The organism is Haloterrigena alkaliphila (genome assembly GCF_017352155.2).
In the GTDB taxonomy this organism is placed as follows: domain Archaea; phylum Halobacteriota; class Halobacteria; order Halobacteriales; family Natrialbaceae; genus Haloterrigena; species Haloterrigena alkaliphila.
In genome coordinates this window covers 2,137,111-2,148,860 of the sequence record NZ_CP071462.1, presented here as the reverse complement: position 1 = coordinate 2,148,860, position 11,750 = coordinate 2,137,111, and the positions used below count along the sequence as shown (strand labels likewise).

13 protein-coding genes are annotated in these 11,750 nt (G+C 67.9%); 7 read left to right on the top strand and 6 right to left on the bottom strand.

All coding sequences use genetic code 11. From position 1 onward, the window contains the following. Positions 1–34 precede the first annotated feature (34 nt). A complete protein-coding gene (locus tag J0X25_RS29215; protein WP_225896644.1) occupies positions 35–502 on the top strand; it encodes an ATP-binding protein in 468 nt (155 codons plus the stop codon). A 111-nt stretch (positions 503–613) separates the two neighbouring features. On the opposite strand, the gene J0X25_RS29210 is transcribed toward J0X25_RS29215, so the two are convergent. The 5 genes from J0X25_RS29210 to J0X25_RS29190 form a co-directional block, all read right to left on the bottom strand. Further along, a complete protein-coding gene (locus J0X25_RS29210) occupies positions 614–1,522 on the bottom strand; it encodes a hypothetical protein (protein WP_207287437.1) in 909 nt (302 codons plus the stop codon). A 96-nt stretch (positions 1,523–1,618) separates the two neighbouring features. Further along, positions 1,619–2,668 carry a dipeptide epimerase gene (locus J0X25_RS29205; protein ID WP_207287436.1) on the bottom strand — a complete coding sequence of 350 codons (1,050 nt, stop codon included), beginning with the start codon at positions 2,666–2,668 and terminating at the stop codon, positions 1,619–1,621. A gap of 5 nt (positions 2,669–2,673) precedes the next feature. After that, positions 2,674–3,693, bottom strand: coding sequence for an N-acetyltransferase DgcN family protein (locus tag J0X25_RS29200; RefSeq protein WP_207287435.1), 1,020 nt, complete (start codon positions 3,691–3,693; stop codon positions 2,674–2,676). A gap of 587 nt (positions 3,694–4,280) precedes the next feature. Continuing rightward, a complete protein-coding gene (locus tag J0X25_RS29195; RefSeq protein ID WP_207287434.1) occupies positions 4,281–5,222 on the bottom strand; it encodes a Vms1/Ankzf1 family peptidyl-tRNA hydrolase in 942 nt (313 codons plus the stop codon). A gap of 35 nt (positions 5,223–5,257) precedes the next feature. Further along, a complete protein-coding gene (locus tag J0X25_RS29190) occupies positions 5,258–5,635 on the bottom strand; it encodes a DUF5802 family protein (protein ID WP_207287433.1) in 378 nt (125 codons plus the stop codon). Positions 5,636–6,040: 405 nt separating this feature from the next. On the opposite strand from J0X25_RS29190, the gene J0X25_RS29185 reads away from it, so the two are divergent. Both J0X25_RS29185 and J0X25_RS29180 read left to right on the top strand, forming a co-directional pair. Then, positions 6,041–6,925, top strand: coding sequence for a hypothetical protein (locus tag J0X25_RS29185; protein WP_207287432.1), 885 nt, complete (start codon positions 6,041–6,043; stop codon positions 6,923–6,925). Between the two features lie 98 nt (positions 6,926–7,023). Further along, positions 7,024–7,680, top strand: a complete 657-nt coding sequence (locus J0X25_RS29180) for a metalloregulator ArsR/SmtB family transcription factor (protein WP_207287431.1) — start codon at positions 7,024–7,026, stop codon at positions 7,678–7,680. A 16-nt stretch (positions 7,681–7,696) separates the two neighbouring features. On the opposite strand, the gene J0X25_RS29175 is transcribed toward J0X25_RS29180, so the two are convergent. After that, the gene (locus J0X25_RS29175) at positions 7,697–8,359 is read right to left on the bottom strand and encodes a DUF456 domain-containing protein (protein ID WP_207287430.1); all 663 of its coding nucleotides are present in this window, start codon (positions 8,357–8,359) and stop codon (positions 7,697–7,699) included. An 81-nt stretch (positions 8,360–8,440) separates the two neighbouring features. Here J0X25_RS29175 and J0X25_RS29170 point away from each other — a divergent pair, with 81 nt between their 5' ends. From J0X25_RS29170 to J0X25_RS29155, 4 genes are all read left to right on the top strand, one after another. After that, entirely contained in the window at positions 8,441–8,644 is a 204-nt protein-coding gene (locus J0X25_RS29170; RefSeq protein ID WP_207287429.1) for a hypothetical protein, read from the top strand. 85 nt (positions 8,645–8,729) lie between these two features. After that, positions 8,730–8,927, top strand: coding sequence for a hypothetical protein (locus J0X25_RS29165; RefSeq protein WP_207287428.1), 198 nt, complete (start codon positions 8,730–8,732; stop codon positions 8,925–8,927). Between the two features lie 159 nt (positions 8,928–9,086). Continuing rightward, entirely contained in the window at positions 9,087–10,358 is a 1,272-nt protein-coding gene (gatD, locus tag J0X25_RS29160; RefSeq protein WP_207287427.1) for a Glu-tRNA(Gln) amidotransferase subunit GatD, read from the top strand. A gap of 365 nt (positions 10,359–10,723) precedes the next feature. After that, entirely contained in the window at positions 10,724–11,719 is a 996-nt protein-coding gene (locus J0X25_RS29155) for a GNAT family N-acetyltransferase (RefSeq protein ID WP_207287426.1), read from the top strand. Positions 11,720–11,750: the final 31 nt, after the last annotated feature.

Genomic DNA, 11,750 nt, shown 5'->3' with positions numbered 1-11,750 from the left:
GACGACCGTTAGGCGCCCAGCCCCTACGGCGGCCGTGATCCTCGCCGACTGCGGCCCACCGGGCGCCGGCAAGACCACCATCGCGACCCGGGTTCGGGACCGCCTCGAGGCCCGCGGCGTCCCCGTCCGCGTCCACCACTCCGACGACCGCTCGAGTCGCACCCACGAGCGACTGTACGAGCGGGCCCGCGACGACCCGAACGAGGCGATCACGGTCGTCGACGGCACGTTCTATCAGCGCGAGTGGCAGACGCAGTTTCGGACCCTCGGCGAGGACATCCGGTTCGTCCACGCGACCGCGAGCCTCGAGACCTGCCTCGAGCGGAATCGAGCGCGTGCGGATCCGATCGAGGAGCAGGGCGTCCACGTGATCTACCGGGAGTTCGACGCGCCCGAGGACGCGCTCGTGATCGACACCGAGGAGGCGAGCCTCGAGGCGGCCGTCGATCGAGTGCTGGGGGCGCTCGAGGCGTGGAACGCGGTCCCAGACTCGACGACGTGAGCGGCATCGCCGAGCGCGCGACGATCGGACTCGAGCCGGTTGCTACACACCTCGAGTCGGGGACGACACGCCGGTGAATCGATATACGCTATACGAAATCGGTAGCGGGCGCTACAGCCCCGGCACCAGCGCCGCGAATTCGTCCGGTCGCCGCTCGGGGACGAGTTCGTCGGGGAGGACGTCCCAGCCGAGTTCGTCGCTGCCCGGTTCGGCGTCGGTCTCGAACCCGACCTCGGCCGCGGGGTCTCGGTCGCGGTACTCCGGCGGCGGCGCGTGGTGGGCGTAGACGCTCTCGGGGTGGTCGACCGCCCAGACGTGGAGCATGCAGGGCGTCCGACAGGGGATGCCGATCCCGCCGTCGGCGAACTCCCGCTCGTAGGCCTGCTGGTAGTACCACCACGCGAACCGCCCGGGGAGGCCCTCGTGGGAGTGCCACGGGGAGCAGGGGGCGGCCGGGTCCGCGGTGCCGTCTATGGGACGGTCGTCCGTCGTCGCGTCGCCGTCGCTGCCGCCGTAGACCGCCGGCGGATCGACCGCGTCCCCGTTGCGCGTCGCGACGAACATCACGCCGATCGAGCGCCACGTCTCGTCGTCGACGAGGACCGACTCCGGTCGCTCGGGATCCAGCAGGGCGTCGTCACCGATGTACTCCGGATTGAGCCAGTGGGAGTAGCTGTCGTCCTCCCGGTCGAGGGAGTCGAAGTACGGCTTGTATCCGGCGTCGATCAGCGCGCCCGCGTCCGGATACCGCTCCTCGAGGGCGGTCTGGACCGCCGATCGAAGCTCGACCGTCGCCGGATGATCGTCCGCGCACCCCTCCATCCCGTCCTCGACGCAGTGACCCTTCGTCGGCTCGAGGCTCGCGTCGGGACAGTCGTCGAACCACGGCGCCGTTCCGCCGCCGTCGCGTCCGCTCGCAGTTGCCGTTCCAGTACCCACCGCCGAAACAGCGACCGTGCCCGCCGAGGCCCGCAAGAGTCTCCGGCGAGACACGTTCACGCTGTCGTCACCGTCGTGCATACCACCGGTTCCACACCGACGACCGTTGTAAAGCCATGTTGGCGATCGGTCGAATAGTCGCGTCGCGTGAAGAGTTCGACCGACCCCGACGAACGATTACTCGCGGACCGCGCCGGTGCCAGACCGCTCGAGGCCCGCCAGATCGATCCGGCCGTCGGGCAGCGGGACGCCGTCGTAGGGATCGTCGGCGAGCAACAGCGAGCCGTCGAGGTCGGCGTAGTCCAGCAGCGGCGCGAGGTGACAGGCCGCGGCGATCGAGGCGTTGGACTCGGTCATACAACCCAGCATGACCTCGAGACCGTGGGCCCGGGCGGCGTGGATCATCCGCTTCGCTTCCCGGAGGCCGCCGCACTTCATGAGTTTCAGGTTCGCGATATCGCACCGATCCGCAACCTGCGGGACGTCCGCGAGCGTCACGCAGGACTCGTCGGCCGCGATCGGCAACGGCGAGCGTTCGTAGACGAACCGCAGTCCCTCGGGATTCTCGGCGGGCACTGGCTGTTCGACGAACGAGAGGTCGTACTCGGCGAGGTGGTCGATCTTCCGGACGGCTTCTTTCGGTTCCCAGGCCTCGTTGGCGTCGACGAACAGGTCGACGTCGGGGGCGACCGATCGGATCGTCTCGACGATCTCGAGGTCCCGATCGGTGCCGAGTTTGATTTTCAGCGTTCCGTAGCCCCGCTCGAGTGCGGTTTCGGTCTTCTCGCGCATCGTCTCGAGGTCGTCGAGGCCGATGGTGTAGGACGTCTCGAGCGTTCGGTCCGGATCGAGTCCCCAGTAGCGGTAGAGCGGCACGTCGAGCCGTTTCGCGACGAGGTCGTGGCAGGCGATGCTGACGGCGCAGCGGGCCGCCGGATTCCCGCGGACGGTCTCGCGCATGCGCCGTTCGACGGTCTCGAGTCGGTGGAGATCGTCCGCATCCGTCACCTCATCCTCGACGACGGCGAGCAGGTCCGGCAGGACGGCGGTCACCGTGTCGACGGTCTCGCCGTAGTGGGACGCGGGCGCAGCGGCGCCAACGCCGACGGCGTCGTCGTCCTCGATGCGGACCGTGACGACCTCTCGCTCGGTCGTCGTCCCGCGGGCGATCCCGAACGGGTACTCGAGGGGCAGCGCGTGGCGTTCGAAGGATGTCTCGAGTACCATGGCGATCACTCGAGCAGAGTCTCGAGGACGTCATCGGCTCCGAAGCGGATGACGTCCGTCGCGGGGGCGTCGATTTCGGTCGCGTACTCGTCGACCGCCTCGCGGGCGTCGTCGTCGGCCTCGAGGGAAGCCGTGTTCAGCGCGCCGGCGACGACCGCGCCGCCCGAGACCGGTGCAGATAGCGACTCGTAGAGGTCGACGTAGGTCGAGCGGTCGGGCAGCGCGAAGGACTCGTAGCCGTGGATCGTCTCCCGGCCGGCCGCGTGACAGAGGACGAGTTTGTCGGGCATCGCACCGTGGAGGATGCCGCAGGTGACCGCCGAGTACGCGGGGTGGACGATGCTGCCCTGCCCCTCGACGAAGAGGTAGTCGCGCTCGTCGCCGATCTCGAGGATCATCTCCTCGACCGCGCCCGCGGTAAAGTCGCTGACGACGCGGTCGATCGGGTTGCCCCAGCCCTCGATCATGATCCCCGTCTGGCCGGTCGGGATCACGGCGGCGTCGTGGCCGGCCTCCCGGGCCGCCCGCGCCAGTTCCATCGTGGTCGTCATCTTGCCGACCGAGCAGTCGGTGCCGACGGTGAGCACGATCTCGGCGTCGACCTCGCCGGCGACCCCCTCGGCGACGGTCAGGTCCTCCGGTGGCTTCCGGACGTCCCGCAGTTCGCAGTCGTGTTCGTCGGCGAGGCGGGCGAACTCCTCGTCCTCGCTCAGGAAGTAGTGCAGTCCCGCGACGACGTCGCAGCCGTTCTCGAGGGCCGTTCGGACGTCGTCGCGCCAGCGCTCGTCGAAGCCGCCGCCGATGGGCGCGATGCCGATCAGCAGGGCGTCGACGGGGGACTCGAGGGCGGCCATCCCCTCGACGATCGGTGCGTCCTGGACGTCCGGGACGAAGTCGTTCACCCGCCGGCCGGCCGTCTCGCGGTCGAGGACGGCGACGACCTCGTCGTCGGCGTACCGCAGGACGCCGAGAGCGGTCTTGGCCCGGTCGGGAAACTTCTCGTGGGCGAGAATGGCGACGCGCATATCGGATCAATGCCGACGGAGCACTTAAACGGTCGATATCGCGTGCCAAGAGCGATCGAACAACGTGCGGTGGCGCGCGCTGTCGGACGACCGAACGCTAGTGAGGGCGGCCGACGACACCGTGCGAGGGATGAGTGAGCGACTATCAGGAGCGAACGAATCGGTTGGGGAGGGCGTGGCGATTCCCAGTTGCCAGCACGAGGAGGACGCTCGACCTGCTTCCATGGAACGCGGTGAGACGGAGAGACCATTGGCTAGTCACCAACTCGTTCGCTCGAGCGAAAAAGCCGGAATCGAACGCGCTCGAGTCGCGTCCTCGAGCGCAGCAGTTCGACGCCAGTTTTCAACGCCGGTTCTCAGTTCGCCTCAAGCGCGCACGCGGGCGAACAGAACCCGCGCTGGGCCGCGTTGGCGTCCGGGAATGCCTTGAAATCGTCACCACAGCTGTCGCACGTGACGGTTTCGAAGTCGGACATCGCTCACGCGGCTAGTCGTCCGCCGCGGCCAAAAATTTCTGCGATTCGCCTCGAGCGACGACCGCCCGACTGCCCGACCTCCTAACCGCCGGCACACCGCACGCGGCCCCCTCAGAACACCCGCAGTTCGGTCGTCCAGAACGATCGGTGGGCGTCCTCGAGCGCCGGTTCCGGATCCCCCGTCGCGTCGACGGCGGCGGTCCCGGCGGGCTCGAGGCCGCTCTCGTCGGCGAGCGTCTCGACGACGCCGCGCTGGCCGACCAGGTACAGTCGGTCGGTATCGCTTCCGACGCGCTCGGCGAGGGCCTCCCGGCAGCGCTCGAGGTGGTCGTCGATCTGATCGTCGCGGATCCGTTCGAACCGGGCCTGCGAGAAGCCGCCCTTGGAGTGGCTCCCCTTGACGTCGCTCTCGAAGCCCCGGTAGTCGACGCGGTCGCCGTCGTCGTAGGTCCCGAGGGCGAAGAGATCGGTCCGGACGAGCGCGAGCGCGTACCGGCCGGTCGGGAGGAACCACTCCCGCTCGAGGGCGAACCGGTCGTCCCAGCCGACCCGGGGGTCGGGGTCGGGCATCGCCGGCGGCTCGAGCGCGACGGCGACGAGGCCGGCGTCGTCGAGACACAGCACGCAGGGCGCGGCGGCGTCGACGAGTGCGGCTCGGTCACCGAGCAACGCCTGGAAGTCGACGTCGTGTGCGTCCGCGAGGGTCGCGACGCCCTCGTCGTCGCTGAGGACCGCCGTCAGCGCGCCCTCGGGGCCGGTCTCGAACGCGGTCAGTCGATCGATCACGGTCTCGAGACGAGTCCCCCGGAGCCGTTCGCGACGGCGGGGGGCGACGTCTGTTTCGACCGCGTCCGTTCGCTCGAGTTCGCCCTCGAGCTGGGCGATGCGGTCCTCGAGTCGGTTGACTTTCTTCTCGGCCTCCTGCCGGGCGGTAGCCGCCTCGGCGCGGCGCTCGGATTCGGCCTCGTAGCGCGCTTGCAAACGCTCGGTTTCCGCCTCGAGTTCGTCGATGCGATCCTTGAGCGAGGCGCGGCCGAGCAACTGGTCGAGCATCTGCGTGTGGACGAAACGGCGAAGCGCGAGTACTTTTAGGTTCCGGCACTGGGGAGGTCGTCCCCGGGCGCGGACCAGCCGCCGGCCAGGGAGAGCAACTGCTCGGCGCGCTCGCGTCTGGCCAGCAACACCTCGTGGAGCGAGGGCGGATTGCGAACGTCGGTGTTCTCGAGCATCGATTCGGGCAGCGCGAGCGTGTTCGCCGGAACGGCGTCGTCGCCGTGAACCGGGAAGTGCTGAGAGTCGAGTTTCATCACGAGCGGCGCATCGAGGCGCTCGAGACCGTCCCCGGTCGCGTAGACCTCCTCGTTGATCCGCTCGTGTTGCTCGCTGTGCATGAGGGCGTGATCCCGGTCGGTCGGGGTCACGTAGAGCCGTCCGAGATAGTAGCTCCGCGTAAACACCTCGAACATTGGTATCAGGACACATGGACCGGCGAGATATAACTATTTCCGGATAGATTTAAACCGGAGGACTATCAGAGGAGAAGTTCAATCTGTCCCACACACTACCGACCGATTGGATAGTTTGTCGAGTAGTAATACATCAAACAGGCATCGATGAACGGACGCACACAGTGTGAACGATTCCCGGGAGAACGCGTTCCGGGGGTCCCGCGGCGCGTCTCATCGGTATTCACCCGGAGAGGCGTGTGGCGGCGAAACACCTGGAAGCGGATTCAAGGCGCCGTTGAATCGCAGCCACGGCGTTGCTCCCGTCCGTGAACGATTGAACTATCGCTGAGGGGGTCGTGGACTGGATTGAACGGTTCGAACGAAAGTTCGGCTTTTTAGTATGTTCTCTCCTACGAGAGAGCAATGACCACTCGGTCGGTTGTCCTACTGGTGTTCGTCGCCGTCGTCGGGCTAACGGTCGCCCCGGTCGCGAGCGGTGCTGCCGTCGGAACGGTTGCCGCCGACGAGACCAACGAGTCGACGTCGAACACCACCGTGTCGACGCTCATGCAGGCCAGTGCGGCCGACGTCGAGAGCACGGTCGACGAAGAACTGTTCGAGGCGAAATACGAGGCCGCCGACAACGACAGTCGGCAAGCGATCGTCCGCGACCGCACGGGCGACATCGAGCAGCGACTCGAGGAACTCGAGGCCGAACGCGAGGAGCTTCGCGAGCGGAAAGACGATCTCCACCCCGGTGAGTACCGGTCGCGACTGGCCAAACTCTCCGTCGAGATCACGTCCCTCGAGCGCGCAATCGATCGGGTCGAGGACCGGGCCGTCGAGAGCGGCGTCGGCAAGGAGCGCGTCGACGCGCTCAGATCGAACGCCTCGAAGCTGTCCGGCCCCGAAGTCGCCGAAATGGCGCGGGGCCTCGGCGTCGATGGAACGCCCGGAAACGGACCGCCGGACGACCCCGGAAATCAGTCGCGCGGCAACGGGAACGGGCAGGGTAACGATCGCTCGCCGGGCAATTCTGATCGCGGACCGCCGAACGACGAGTCGAACAACGCCACGATACCCGGCCGGGAAAACGGCTCCGGTCCAGGGATGGGGAACGGCAACGGGAGCGGCTCCGAGAAGAAGGGGTCCCCCGGTAACGGATCCGGGTCGGAGAACGGCGCCGATTCGAGAAACGGGAACGGACAGGGGAACGGGGCAGACTCGAGAGACGGTACGAACCCCAGGAACGGGAACGGAAGCGGACCGGGCGCCGACTCGGACGGCAGCGCGGAGACGGACGCCTGAGGAAGCCGCGACTCGAGTGACGCGGGCGAGCGAGACGGGTATCGCTGTCCCGCACCGAGCAGACACGCTTTTCAGCGCCGACCCCCAACCATCTCTCGATGGACTCCGCCGCATTGCTGGATTTGTTGGGTAACGAAAACCGGAGACGAATCCTCCGGTTGCTCGCCCGCAAACCCTGTTACGTCACGGAAATTTCCGAGTATCTGGGCGTGAGTCCGAAGGCGGTCATCGAACACTTGCGGAAACTCGAGGAGGCCGGCCTGATCGAAAGTCGAGTCGACGACCAGCGCCGGAAGTACTTTCACATCGCTCGCAACGTCCGTCTCGAGGTGAACGTCTCGCCGTACGGGTTCGCGAGCAAGAGCGCCTATCCCGCCAACAGCAGTTTCGACATCACGACCTGCCGCCACCTCACGCTGGACGTCGCCTGGGACGAGAGCGACGACCTCGACGATCTCCTGCGCGCCCTCGAGGACCTGGAGCAACTCGAGAACGAACTGTCGCTGGCCCAGCGGTGGGTCCAGGGCCGGCTCTGTGACGTCCTCGATCGGATTTCGGAGGACGTCGGCGCCGGTCCCGAGAGCCGGATCTACGCCGACGTTCTGGCGAGCATCCGCTCCGAGCCCAAGTCCGTGGACGAACTCAGCGAGGACGTCGACGCCCCGCGGGAACTCGTCGCCGAGTTGCTCGAGTCGATGGCCGACGAGGGTGTCGTCCGCCGGACCGAACGGGGCTGGGAACTGACGCCGAGTTAGCGCCGACGGCCCTCGATCATTCGATATCCTGGGACAGTCCGTTTCGCAGATCGCGTCCGAAGTAGTAGCCGAGCAGACAGCCGACCAGCCCGGCCGCGACGCCGACGGCGACGACCGCCCGAACGGAGCCGGCGAACGCGATCACGGCGTTGCTAACTACGGCCGAGACCCCGCCGACGGCGGTCCCCGCGGCGCCCATCTCGAGGTATCGACGCTTCGAGGAGAGCAGGCCCACGGCGAAGGCGACGCCGAACATCCCGACGATACGGCCGGCGATCGGAATCACCAGCCCGCCGGCGAACAGCCCCGCGCCGACCAGCAGGACGAACGCGAGAAACGCCCGCGGCGAGAAGTACTTCTGGGGCGAGAGCCCCGGCGTGAGTCGGGAGCGCAGCGATCCGGTCCTCGAGTCCGCGTCGGTCCCGGCTCCGGAGTCCGCGTCGGTCCCGGACCGCGAGTCGGCGGACGACCACCACGAGTCGTCGCCGCTCGGTTCGCGCCCGGTCGATTCGTCGACGGTCGGAGGTTCCCGATCCGACGCCGGTCGGTCCGCCGGCGTCGACGGCGTCCCGGCCCCCGGTTCCGCTCCGGCGCCCGACTCCGAGAGCAGGTTCTCGGTCTCCTCGAGGAGGTCCTCGGTGTCCCGGCTCTCGGTGACCTCGTCCGAGCGGTCGCTCATGGGTTCTCGTTGGGCAGCCGACAGCATGGATCTTTCCCCATCGGCCACAGGATATACGACCGCGGCCGTCCCACCGAATCCATGGACTGGCTTCCGGCGGCGACGTTCGGCTTCCTCGCCGCCGGCGGCGGCGTCTTCTGTTACGTCCTCGTCGCGAACCTCGAGCCCCAGCCGGAGTATCCGGAGTTGATGACCGATCTGGCCCGGCTGCTCGGGTTGGGCATCGCGCTCTGTGGACTCGCGATCGGCGCGGTCTTCCTCCGCGCCGCAGCGGGCCTCGCGTGAGTCGCGCTCGCCGCTCGGAGCGGTGATTCTCTCATCTCGAGTTGCGGGGGCTTCCTTTTCACGCTGGCCCCGCTACCAACGCGGGATGAGCACCGAACTGCTCGCGTTCGGTATCAGCGCGCTCGCACTGGGGATCGGGGTGCTGGTGGCGACCCGCCGGTTCTACCCCCGACTCGACGTTCCCGAGGACGTCGAGTCCTCGCTGCAGGCGCTGACGTCGATGATCGCGGGCATCCTACTACTGACGGGACTGGGGCTGATTCTGCTCGGGTTGTTCACCTGAGGCCGGCTTCGGGGGCGTGTTCGATCGGTGGCACGGCAGCGACGTCCATCGCGCGTCCGGCACCCGTTCGATACGAGAGCGTGTTCGATACGCGAGCGTTCTCGAGCGCCCCGGGTCCGAATGCGTGGCTTCAAGTCCGCCGGTGCGCAACGCCCACCCATGAATCCAGGCGATCGCGTTCGCGTCGACCGCGCGGATCGCACGTACGAAGGCGTGTTGCTCCCCTCGAGCACGGACGACCACCTCGTGGTGAAACTCGAGGGCGGCTACAACGTCGGCGTCGACCGCGCCGAGGCGAACGTCGAGGTGCTCGCGGAGGACGTCTACGAGATCGACGGCACCGACGCGACGGGCGCCGACGAGGACGACGCCGGTGACGAGGGCGCGTCCGAGATCGAGTTCGACGACGACCTGCCGACCATCTCGCTGATCTCGACCGGCGGAACGATCGCCTCGACGGTCGACTACCGCACGGGCGCGGTGACCGCGCAGTTCGACGCCGAGGACGTCCTGCGCGCGGTTCCGGACCTCGCGGGTCGCGCGAACTACCGCGGGAGAGTCGTCGCCAACATCCTCTCGGAGAACATGGAGCCGCCGATCTGGCAGGACCTCGCGCGAGCGGTGCGCGAGGAGATCGACGCGGGAGCCGACGGCGTCGTCGTCATGCACGGCACCGACACGATGCAGTACTCCGCGTCGGCGCTCGCCTTCATGCTCGAGACGCCCGTGCCGATCGTCTTCACCGGCTCCCAGCGCTCGGCGGATCGGCCGTCCTCGGACAACGTGATGAACGCCGTGTCGGCCGTCGAGGCCGCCAAGAGCGACTGCGCGGAGGTGCTGGTCTGCATGCACGCCTCCGAATCGGACGACGTCTGCGCGCTCCACCGCGGGACGCGCGTGCGGAAGAACCACACCTCGCGCCGGGACGCGTTCGAAACGGTCGGCGCGGAGCCGCTGGGGACCGTCGACTACGAGACTGAGGCGGTCGAGTTCCAAGGCGACTACCAGCAGCGGGGGAAGGCAGACCTCGAGCTGCGCGACGACCTCGAGAGCGACGTCGAACTCCTCAAGTTCACGCCGGGGATGGATCCCGCCTTCCTCGACGTGGTCGAAGGGAGCGAGGGACTGATCATCGAGGGGACCGGCCTCGGCCACGTCCACACCGACCTCATCCCCCGCATCGAGGACCTGATCGACGACGGCACGACCGTCGTCATGACCAGCCAGTGTCTCGAGGGACGGGTCTGCGACCGGGTCTACGATACGGGTCGGGACCTGCTCGAGGCCGGCGTGATCGAGGCCGGCGACACGCTGCCGGGAACGGCGAAGGTGAAGCTGATGTGGGCGCTCGAGCACAGCGAGGACGTCGAGGAGGCGATGGGAACCTCGCTGGCCGGCGAGATTCAGGAGCGGTCGGTTCCCTGGGAGTAGGCGAGACGGAGCACAGCGAACAATTTTTGCCCGATCTCTCCTGTGGCAAGCCTGTCACGGCTGATCTTCGTATGGAGTAAGAATCCGAAGTAGAACACTTCGCTCGCGCTGACAACGGGGATTTCCACACCCTCCCCAGCCGATTCGCTCGCTCTCGGCTCACGGCTGTGCCGTTCGCCCTTCCGCGGCGCGATGCGCCGCGCTCCGCTCGCTCATCCCTCGCGCAGCGTTGGAGCGCGGCTCACACTTCGTTCGCCGCGCACCAGCGCGCGCCACCGCAGTAATTGGACGAAACCGCTACGAGTTGATCGATCTGTAAAGTGCTTTCTCGCACGACGTCCTCAGATGGGGCTGTTCAACTGACGATGGCACCCGATTCAGACATCGACTCCACACTCGAGATCCGTCGGGCGACCCACGACGACTACGAGGCCGTCGCGGACTTCACGGGCGACATCTGGGCGGATCGCGGCGGCGACTACATTCCGCGAATCTACCACGACTGGCTCGAGGACGACCCCGGCCAGGGGAAGAAGACCTTCCTCGCGACGGTCGACGGCGAGGCCGCGGGCATCGTCCAGGGCGTGCTGCTCTCCGACGACGAGGCCTGGTTCCAGAGCATGCGGGTCGCGGCCGAACACCGTCGAAAGGGCGTCAGCCGCCGGCTCAACGAGGCGCTGTTCGAGTGGGCCCGCGAGCGGGGCGCGGCCGTCGGTCGCGTGATGATCTTCTCGTGGAACACGGCCTCCTTCGGCGCCGCGCGAGCGAGCGGTTACGAACCGCTCACCGAGTTCCGGTTCGCGCATCCCGATCCCGACGCCGCCGACCTCGAGTCCGAGGCCGACGGCTCGTATCGGGTCTCGAGCGACCCTACCGCGGCGTGGCGCTACTGGACCCACAGCGACGCGCGCGAGCACCTGAACGGGCTGGCCCTGTCACCGGAGGAGTCGTGGGCCGTCCGAGAACTGAGGCGAGGGGACCTCGAGCGACTCGCCGACGAGACGGCCGTCTTCGCCGTCGAGGGATCGGACGGCCTCGCGGGAGCCGCCTACCGGTCGCGGACGTACGACCAGGAGGTCGACGTCGAGGACGAGGACTCGAGCGATAGCGGCGGCGCGAACGCAGAGCCGGAAACGCGGACCGAGACGTGGGCCGAGTACGGCGTGGGCGCGTGGGATGACGTCGACGCCGCCCGCGCGCTGTTCGCCGCGATCGCCCGCGACGCCGCCGACCGCGGCGCCGACGAGACGCGGGTTCTGATTCCCGAAACAGCGCGCTACGTCACCGACGCGCCGGCCGCTGGGGTCGGCGTCTCCGACGAGCCGGACTTCGTGCTCGGGATCGATCTGACGGCCGACTGACGCGGCGCCATCGAGCCGAGGAGCGGTATCG

Coding starts and splice junctions, on each gene's coding strand:
- J0X25_RS29200 (WP_207287435.1), bottom strand. CDS start 3,693: ATGCGCGTCGCCATTCTCGCCCACGAGAAGTTTCCCGACCGGGCCAAG.
- J0X25_RS29210 (WP_207287437.1), bottom strand. CDS start 1,522: ATGCACGACGGTGACGACAGCGTGAACGTGTCTCGCCGGAGACTCTTG.
- gatD (WP_207287427.1), top strand. CDS start 9,087: ATGAATCCAGGCGATCGCGTTCGCGTCGACCGCGCGGATCGCACGTAC.
- J0X25_RS29185 (WP_207287432.1), top strand. CDS start 6,041: ATGACCACTCGGTCGGTTGTCCTACTGGTGTTCGTCGCCGTCGTCGGG.
- J0X25_RS29165 (WP_207287428.1), top strand. CDS start 8,730: ATGAGCACCGAACTGCTCGCGTTCGGTATCAGCGCGCTCGCACTGGGG.
- J0X25_RS29170 (WP_207287429.1), top strand. CDS start 8,441: ATGGACTGGCTTCCGGCGGCGACGTTCGGCTTCCTCGCCGCCGGCGGC.
- J0X25_RS29175 (WP_207287430.1), bottom strand. CDS start 8,359: ATGAGCGACCGCTCGGACGAGGTCACCGAGAGCCGGGACACCGAGGAC.
- J0X25_RS29155 (WP_207287426.1), top strand. CDS start 10,724: ATGGCACCCGATTCAGACATCGACTCCACACTCGAGATCCGTCGGGCG.
- J0X25_RS29180 (WP_207287431.1), top strand. CDS start 7,024: ATGGACTCCGCCGCATTGCTGGATTTGTTGGGTAACGAAAACCGGAGA.
- J0X25_RS29190 (WP_207287433.1), bottom strand. CDS start 5,635: ATGTTCGAGGTGTTTACGCGGAGCTACTATCTCGGACGGCTCTACGTG.
- J0X25_RS29195 (WP_207287434.1), bottom strand. CDS start 5,222: ATGCTCGACCAGTTGCTCGGCCGCGCCTCGCTCAAGGATCGCATCGAC.
- J0X25_RS29205 (WP_207287436.1), bottom strand. CDS start 2,668: ATGGTACTCGAGACATCCTTCGAACGCCACGCGCTGCCCCTCGAGTAC.